Source organism: Fulvivirga aurantia, assembly GCF_009711475.1.
Lineage (GTDB): Bacteria > Bacteroidota > Bacteroidia > Cytophagales > Cyclobacteriaceae > Fulvivirga > Fulvivirga aurantia.
In genome coordinates this window covers 1-8,177 of sequence record NZ_SMMD01000782.1, presented here as the reverse complement: position 1 = coordinate 8,177, position 8,177 = coordinate 1, and the positions used below count along the sequence as shown (strand labels likewise).

At 39.3% G+C, this 8,177-nt stretch carries 8 protein-coding genes; 2 read left to right on the top strand and 6 right to left on the bottom strand.

What is annotated here, in order from left to right:
- Window positions 1-96 precede the first annotated feature (96 nt).
- Both E1176_RS10080 and E1176_RS10075 read right to left on the bottom strand, forming a co-directional pair.
- Window positions 97-660, bottom strand: coding sequence for a type 1 glutamine amidotransferase domain-containing protein (locus E1176_RS10080; protein ID WP_155210487.1), 564 nt, complete (start codon window positions 658-660; stop codon window positions 97-99).
- A 173-nt stretch (window positions 661-833) separates the two neighbouring features.
- Complete coding sequence (locus E1176_RS10075; protein WP_155210486.1) at window positions 834-3,188, bottom strand: ABC transporter permease; 2,355 nt, start codon at window positions 3,186-3,188, stop codon at window positions 834-836.
- A gap of 188 nt (window positions 3,189-3,376) precedes the next feature.
- Here E1176_RS10075 and E1176_RS10070 point away from each other — a divergent pair, with 188 nt between their 5' ends.
- Window positions 3,377-3,700: a hypothetical protein gene (locus tag E1176_RS10070; protein ID WP_155210485.1), complete on the top strand. Its 324-nt coding sequence runs from the start codon at window positions 3,377-3,379 to the stop codon at window positions 3,698-3,700.
- A 1-nt stretch (window position 3,701) separates the two neighbouring features.
- Here the strand turns inward: E1176_RS10070 and E1176_RS10065 are convergent, their stop codons facing one another.
- Window positions 3,702-4,802: an AI-2E family transporter gene (locus tag E1176_RS10065; RefSeq protein ID WP_155210484.1), complete on the bottom strand. Its 1,101-nt coding sequence runs from the start codon at window positions 4,800-4,802 to the stop codon at window positions 3,702-3,704.
- Here E1176_RS10065 and E1176_RS10060 point away from each other — a divergent pair.
- Window positions 4,780-5,727 (top strand): YihY/virulence factor BrkB family protein, encoded by a 948-nt coding sequence (locus tag E1176_RS10060; protein WP_185152736.1) that lies wholly within the window; start codon window positions 4,780-4,782, stop codon window positions 5,725-5,727. The genes E1176_RS10065 and E1176_RS10060 overlap by 23 nt on opposite strands.
- A gap of 7 nt (window positions 5,728-5,734) precedes the next feature.
- Here the strand turns inward: E1176_RS10060 and E1176_RS10055 are convergent, their stop codons facing one another.
- The 3 genes from E1176_RS10055 to paaN all read right to left on the bottom strand — a co-directional run.
- Window positions 5,735-6,022, bottom strand: a complete 288-nt coding sequence (locus E1176_RS10055) for a hypothetical protein (protein WP_155210482.1) — start codon at window positions 6,020-6,022, stop codon at window positions 5,735-5,737.
- Window positions 6,023-6,043: 21 nt separating this feature from the next.
- Window positions 6,044-6,433, bottom strand: a complete 390-nt coding sequence (locus tag E1176_RS10050) for a hypothetical protein (RefSeq protein ID WP_155210481.1) — start codon at window positions 6,431-6,433, stop codon at window positions 6,044-6,046.
- A gap of 152 nt (window positions 6,434-6,585) precedes the next feature.
- Window positions 6,586-8,177: phenylacetic acid degradation protein PaaN (gene paaN, locus E1176_RS10045; RefSeq protein WP_155210480.1), on the bottom strand; the 1,592-nt coding region annotated here is incomplete at its 5' end.

Genomic DNA, 8,177 nt, shown 5'->3' with positions numbered 1-8,177 from the left:
CACAATTGTGGTTCTATGAAAATGAGAAGCCAGGATTATTAAACACTCAAATTAACCTAAACAAATGAAATGCCTGACCTCCTAGTTTGATTTCGATTATACTGTCTTTTGCTCTTCGTGCACGCCTTCGCAAAACTCCTCAATCATCTTGGCACAAAAAGCAGGTATATCATCAGGGTTTCTGCTGGTTACCAACCCTTGATCTGTCACTACTTCTTCGTTTACCCATGTAGCACCAGCATTTTTCAGGTCAGTCTTAAGTGACGGCCATGAAGTTAGCTTTCTACCTTGCAACGCACCTGTTTCGATCAATGTCCATGGTCCGTGACAGATGGCCGCTATTGGTTTACCTTTCTCAAAAAATTGCTTTACAAACTGTACAGCATTATCATTTGCTCTCAGCTTATCAGGATTAAATACACCACCGGGTAGCAACAAAGCATTGTAATCATCTGCACTTGCTTCTTTTAACGGCTTAGTAACTTCGTATTCATTACCCCAGTCTGTACTGTTCCAGGCTCTTACTTTACCTTCTTTAGGGCTTATCACATCAACACTTGCCTGCTGATTTTCTAATGCCTCTTTTGGCTTTGTAAATTCAACTTCCTCAAATCCGTCTTCTACTAGTATAGCTATCTTTTTACCTCTTAAAATATCCATAGTTGGTTTTTTCGTTTTTAATTAAACAATTGTGTTTTCATCTCTAAAAACTCAATGATTATATAGAAAACTCCTTGCCAACCTGCTCAGAGAACCTCAGTCGCCTTTTTAGCTAAGTACCTGTGCATCAATATGCACAAAGCCTCCACAGATGTGTGAAAATACCCCCACTCCTACTCATCTCGTAGGCACTGAGCTGGGTTTATAGTAGCTGCCTTCACAGCCTGAGAACCCACTGCCAGCCAGGCAATGACCAATGCTACCACCCCGGAAACAACAAAGTACCAAACCTCTAAATCGATACGATAGGCAAACCGCTGCAACCACGTATCGATAAGGTAAAAGCTCACCGGCAGCGCCAATACTATTGAGATAATCACCAGTTTGGTAAAATCGCTTGATAGTAGTAAAACAATATTTCTTGAACTGGAACCTAATGCTTTTCTCACACCAATTTCCTTAACACGTCTCTCTGCAGTGAAGGCCGCTAAGCCAAACAGACCCAAACAAGAAATCATGATAGCAAACCCTGCAAAGTATTTAGATAGTGTAGCTACTCTCTGCTCAGCAGCATACTGCTTTTGAAACTCCTGATCGAGGTAGTTGTAGTCAAATGTGAATCCCGGGTTATAATCAGAATAAAAAGCATTTAGGGCCTCGATGGTTTCCTGCTGATTTTCACCATTGACCCTTACCATGATATTCCAGGTATTCTCTGGGTTGAGAATAAAGAAAAGCGGGTTGACTACATCGTGTAAAGATTGAAAGTGAAAATCTTTAGCTACACCAATGATCTGTAGATCGATTTCTTCCCACAGCTTTATGTTTTTTCCTACAGGATCTTCCAGACCCATAATCTTAATAGCTGCTTCATTAAGAATAATCTTGGTGGTATCTGTACTAAAATCCCGACTAAAAGATCGGCCTTCGGCTATTTCGATATCGAGTGTCTCTATTAAATCATGCGAGACTCGCACATTTTCAAATAATATCTTATCCTCAGGGTTTTTACCTTCCCACTCAAGGCCTGAGGTGTTGTTTTGCCTACCCACCATGTTGTGCCCGATGCTTGCTGCATTAACAACTCCCGGTACCTGCTTTATTTCTGATAAAAACGTTTCAAGATTATCCTCCACCTTGCCCTCTATTTCAAAATAGATCACGTTTTCTTTATCATAACCGATGCTTTTTTCTTGTACAAATTCTACCTGCTTGTAAATTACCAGCACACATACTATAAGAATTACCGACAGGGTAAATTGAAAAATAACCAAACCTCTTCGTGCCCATAGTTCACCGATTGATCCTCTTATTTCACCTTTGAGAATCTTCACGGGATTAAAGCCTGACAAATACAATGCTGGGTAACTACCTGCAAACAGGCCCGCCAACAAAGAAATACCTATAAAGGCACCAAGCATCTCTAAGGTGAAAGTGAGACTGATCTGCTTGTCTGTGATTACATTAAATTGAGGTAAAAAAAGATAGACTATCCCCACCGCGATAAGAAGTGCGAGAAATGCCATAACCACACTCTCGCTTAAAAACTGCATGACCAAGCCTCTCTGCCGAGCTCCGATTGCCTTTTTTATACCTACTTCTTTCACCCTTCTGGATGCTCTGGCTGTGGAAAGGTTCATAAAGTTTATACAAGCGATCACCAATATAAACCCTGCTATAATTGAAAAAAGTTGGACGTATTCTATCCTTCCACCTACGAGCTTACCGTTTTCGTACCTACCGTAGAGATAGCGCTTAGCATATGGTTTTAGAAAGAGAGTAACATTCGACTCTTCATTTTTCTTCTTGATAAAATCGGCAATTTTATTGTCGACCTCTTTCTTCGAGGTACCTTCTCTTAGTACTACGTGAGTAGATGGCCCATTATTTCCCCAGCTTTCTACCCAGGTGTTAGTTTCTCTAAAAACAGAAAACGGAAGAACAAAGTCGAATTGATAACTAGAGTTAGCAGGTGTACCTTCAAAAACTCCACTCACCTTAAACTCAGACTCCTGTTGAAATTTCACAACCTTACCTATCACATCATCAGACTCAAATAGCTGATTGGCCAAACTTCTTGAGATGACAATACTTTTCTTATCAGAAAGCACCTGATCTTTATCTCCCTGATAAAGGTTATATGAAAAAATATTGAAAAAGTCAGGCCCAACATAGTAGCCTTTTACCTTTAGACTTTTTTCTTCATCAACAGATAATGTAAATGTATTTAACCATGTTGTGACGGTCGCATACACAATCTCAGGTATTTCTTCAGCTAAAGTTTCTGCAAGAACACCCGGTGTAGAGCTGGTGGTCATCACATCGGCCGCATATTGTTGGTGTTCCATGACCTGGTATAAGCGATCCGTCTTCTCATGAAAATTATCAATGTTGAGCTCATCATTTACCCATAAAAAAATGAGTAAAGTACAGGCAAGGCCTGTAGATAGCCCAAATAGATTTATAAAGAATGAGCTCTTAAACTTTTTAAAAGTTCGTAATGTAAGCAGCAGTGTTTGTCGAAACATGAGGTTTGAGTTTTGAAGTAAAGACCTGTATTGTGGTGATGGGTTGCACGAATAGGTATACTTCTGCTTTTGGGAATGGTTACAGTAAAAAATCCACACTATGTGGCAGGTCTTATACACGATTGGTAATTGAAATCAGAAATACCCGTGCTATATGTAATTGGCACTGTTTTTCCAGACAAATGAGTATGAAATTTATATACCGACTAATCATACTGACATTATTACTTGCCTACTTTTCTAATGCGGAAGCGCGCAGACTCACATTTGTGCCATTTGAGCAAGTACAGGAAGACAGCATTAAAATTAAAAGAGACTCAGCGGCACAACCTATGCCTGAGAGTACTATTGATCCACAATCCTCTTATGTGCAGCGAAGCGATCGCTCTAAGTGGATAGCGGGTAGCCTTACAGCCATTACCCTTATCGGAGGCATCGGACTTTCTTTAAGGTTTTGGAAAAGAATGAAAGAGAGAACAAGACACGATCACACAAATAAGAGCGCTGATTAGGTCATTTCTTATTTGAAAACTGCTTTTTAATCCAATCAAGCCCGGGACTTAACTGTTCCGGGTTTTTTGGTGATATGACTTTGGCCAGCGGTTTAAGGGAATCAATATGCTCACAAACTACCTTAAACATGCCTAAGAATGGCACAAAGATGAACATCCCTGGTAGCCCCCAAGCCAGGCCTCCGATTATGATTATAAAAATGGTAAACAGAGGATTTATAGCTACTCTGCCACCGGTAATATTTGGCGTAAGAATGTTGTTTTCTGTAAACTGAATAATAAGGAAGAGTATGATTACTCCTATGGCTTTTTCAGGATGTGGCGAAACCAGCGTATAAAGTAAAGGTATTGCTCCGCCAATCAGCGTTCCGAAATAGGGGATAAAATTCATAATGGCTGAGATTACACCAAACATAAGGGCATACTTCACTCCAATAATCGTAAGCCCTACAGAATTGAGGACGCATAAAATAAGCACCACTATAAAAACTCCACTTACATAGTTTTTGGTAACGGAAGCTATCTGCTCCAAAGTGATCTTTAACCTATCGTGGTAAGAAGGTTTAGTGACTTCAAACAAAAATTCTTTAAAATGATTTCTGTAGTAAAGCATGAAATAAACATATACCGGTTGCAAACCCAGCCCTACCAATGTACCCGTGGTGGCATTAAATACTTTTCTTAGAAGATTTTCCTGAGCCCCCAGAACCCCTTGCAATAAGCCGTTTATATTGGTGCGCTCATCAAAAACGAAAGGTAATTTCTCTTGCAGCCTCTCTTTAAGCACTCCAAAATTTTCATTGGCCTGGGACTTAAGACCTGTAAAATCTCCTAAAAACTCAGTAAGCTGCGTATATAAGAAAAAGATAGCACCGGCCACGATCGTAACTGTAATAATTACTGATATGAGCGTAGCCAGCACTTTGTATTTAATGTATTTCTCAAGAAAGCTTGTGAGCGGATAAACCAGGTATGCAAATAAAACCGCCAGGCAAACCGGATAAATAAAATCCCTGCCAATAACTATCACAAAGCCAATGGCTATGACTGCCAGCGATACGAGTGAGACTTTTATAACTTTGGAAGAAGTAAGGTTGTTCATGCCGGTAGAAGTATCATTACTTATGCTGAAATTAAAGGAAATTGGACTATTATTTAAAAATGCTGCCAAAGAACTTGGTAAGAATAAGCCAATAATTTTAGCTTCCTCCACAGCATTTTTTACAATTTTTTCAATTCCACCTATTATAATAATTACTGTTAATGCGCTGAGCCTTTACTTCAAATCTAAAAGTATTACTCAGTCGTTTATCAATAACATTCAGGAGCTTTTTGGTGAGGAAGCAGCCCGGCAGATGTCAAATATTGCCTCTAATTTTAGTAGTCTCGCAAGTCAACCGTGGATCACCATTGCAGGTTCAGTTTTTCTAATTTTTATAGCGACTAACCTCTTTAACATCATCAAACTCTCCATAAATCAAATTTGGAATATAAGAGTTGAGTCTAAAAGCAATATCTTATTTCACCTGAAGCAACGGTTAATTGCTTTAGGCATTATCGTACTTACAACCGTGCTTTTCATCTTATCAACTGTGGCTGATAGTATCATTGCTTTTATCAGAGATTTTCTGCCTGAAAATTTTGCTGAGGTAAACACACTTGTAGTGATGGTAATGAGCAAAATTGTAGTGATAATTTTTATCGCCTTGTGGTTTGCTGCCGTCTACCGGTTTTTACCAGATGCCAGAGTGGCCTGGAAGCCTATTCTCACTGGGGCCATCGTCACCTCTGTACTATTTGTATTGGGAAAGTATATACTAGAGCGTCTACTGATCAATAGTAATATTGACAATATTTTTGAGACAAGCACCTCCATTGTGCTCATCATGTTGTTTATTTTCTATGCTTCTCTCATCATGTATTATGGGGTGAGCTTCACGGCAGTCTACTCTAAATTTATTGAGGAAGAAATAGAATTGAGAAAAAATGCTGAAAGGGTAGAGATTAAAGCTATACCCAAGGATTAATCTCTACTTATTTTTCACTCACAGTAAGGCCAACCTCAAGGTTGTCAAATTTTTCGCTTTGGAAAGTAAGTAGCGCATAGATTAGGACAATTACACCTAGCATTTCTAAAGATTCTTCCAAAGTATACAAAACAGCATAAGTTAATCCTTCCCGACCGTGGTTATAAGCGTGATTGCCACCCAACATTTCAAGCCCCATAGCGCCTCCTATAAATAGAATGGCTGCTATTATTATGCGTTTTTTAGTTTTTTTAGGAAGCTTAAATACAAACTGTATATAAATAAAAAGTAGCACAAGGAGCGCTATTCCATAAGGTCATACCCATGCAAAATGAAGAAATCCTGTGGTGTTGAAAAGCGACCTAAAAACTGGTATCAATTCTTCGTGAAGTGAGGCAAATTCATCTACAGTCATAAACAGGAAAACAAAACTGAGGCCCATCCAGTGTTTATAATGACTTGCTTTATATCGGCACTCCCATGATATAAACCACATTAAGGCAGATGCTATTAGCAGCAATATGGAAGAAAATAACGTTGGAATATTTCTCTCATAATCGAAATCAAATAAATAGGTAATATCAATTACCAACTGATTTTCAGAAAATGATCTGATAGCAATACCCAGACAGTTGGCAAACAGCAAGATGAGAAAGGATATTATTAATCGATTAAAAATGACTGACGGATTGATTTCAATCTTCATATAAAGCGCACACTATGACAGGTAATAAATCGAGATTCAAACTATATAATCTTGAAATATAGTAAAGTAAGCTAAAAGTAGTAGGTCATTTGCATGAAAAAAGGCCAATCAGAATTACTGATTGACCTTTGTCAAATATTAAAACCAGCTAATTAAGCTTTGGCAGGTTCTCGATGTCCAACCCACGTAAATCTCTTAATTACATATTCCGGGTTTGTAAATGAGGCGTTTCCAGCAGGATTCCCACCTGTTACGTGAAAATCACTAAAGCCTGCATTTTGGTTCATGTAAATACCTCCTACTAAATTGAAAGATACCGGTGTAGCTGCCAGAGACATTTCATCGGCTATCTTTTCTTTCATTTCAGGGTCTACAGTGTAAGCACCACATGAAATAGCTCCATGGTGCTCAGCCATTTCTTTGGCCAATGCAATAGACTCGTGAGTATCTTTTGTTTTGATCAGCAAAGCAATAGGACCAAATAACTCTTCGCTAAATTTGTCTTTATCAGAAGATGATACTTCCAATACAACAGGCGTAGAAATTCTGGCTGTTTTAAACATCGGGTTTTCAATGCTTCTGCTTTCCAGTAAGACTTTGCCTCCGATCTTATCAGCCTCGGCTACTCGATCACATGTGTTTTTATTTTGTATGGCTCCTAACACAAAAGGTCCTGCCTTAGGATTGTCAACAAGGCCATTGATATTTTCTACAAATTTCTCAGCAAATTCATCAAAGCTGATTTTACCGTTTGGCGAATTAATACCGCTTTCAGGAATGTAGAAATTCTGTGGTGCTGTACACATTTGCCCTGAGTATAAAGTCACAGAGAATGCTAAGTTGGCAGCAACTTTGTCTACATCATCTACAGAGTCAAGGATTACTGAGTTTACACCCGTTTTTTCTGTAAACACAGCTTTGCCTTCCAGCCCTTCTAAATAAGACCCAAACTTAGAGTTTCCTGTAAAGTCAATCACCTTCACCTCTTTGTGCTCTGCAAGGTCTTTGGTGATCATCTTATCGTAAGTATCTACGGCAAGCTGACAAATGTTAGGATCCAGGTCATGTGCTTTTAATACGTTTTGTATCTCAGCCACGAAAATTGCCATTGGCAATATTGCTCCAGGGTGAGGTTTTACTATCACAGAATTACCCGTCATAAGACTAGCATAGACGCCAGGTACGCTATTCCAGGTAGGGAAAGTTGAGCAACCAATTACAAGGCCTATTCCCTTTGGCACTGCTCTCCACTCTTTATCAAGTTTAATATTATACTTACCCATTGGCTTATCCCAAATTACGCCTGATGGGAATCTACCCAACTCTTCATAACCCGCAGCGATTGCCTCCAGAGCTCTATCAGCTGCATGTGGCCCTGAAGCCTGAAAAGCCATCATATAACCCTGGCCAGTCGTATGCATTGTGGCATATGCGATCTCAAAAAATCGCTCTCTGAGTCTGTCAAGAGATTCTATCAAAATACCGGCTCTTTCTGTAGCAGGTACTTTGCGCCATTGATGAAATCCTTTTCCTGCACGATCAATCAGAGTATCTACAGAAAATGATGGGTAAGAGATACCTAATTGATCCTGTAAGTAAGGAGACTCTTCAACACCAATCCAATCTGCAGGACTTTCCTGATGTAGTTCTTCAAATTTTTTACCCAGAGAAGTCTGGAATTTCGTTCTACCATCGGCATCGGCAGTTTCGCCATATATCTTTGGTGACGGATGCTCAGGGTAAG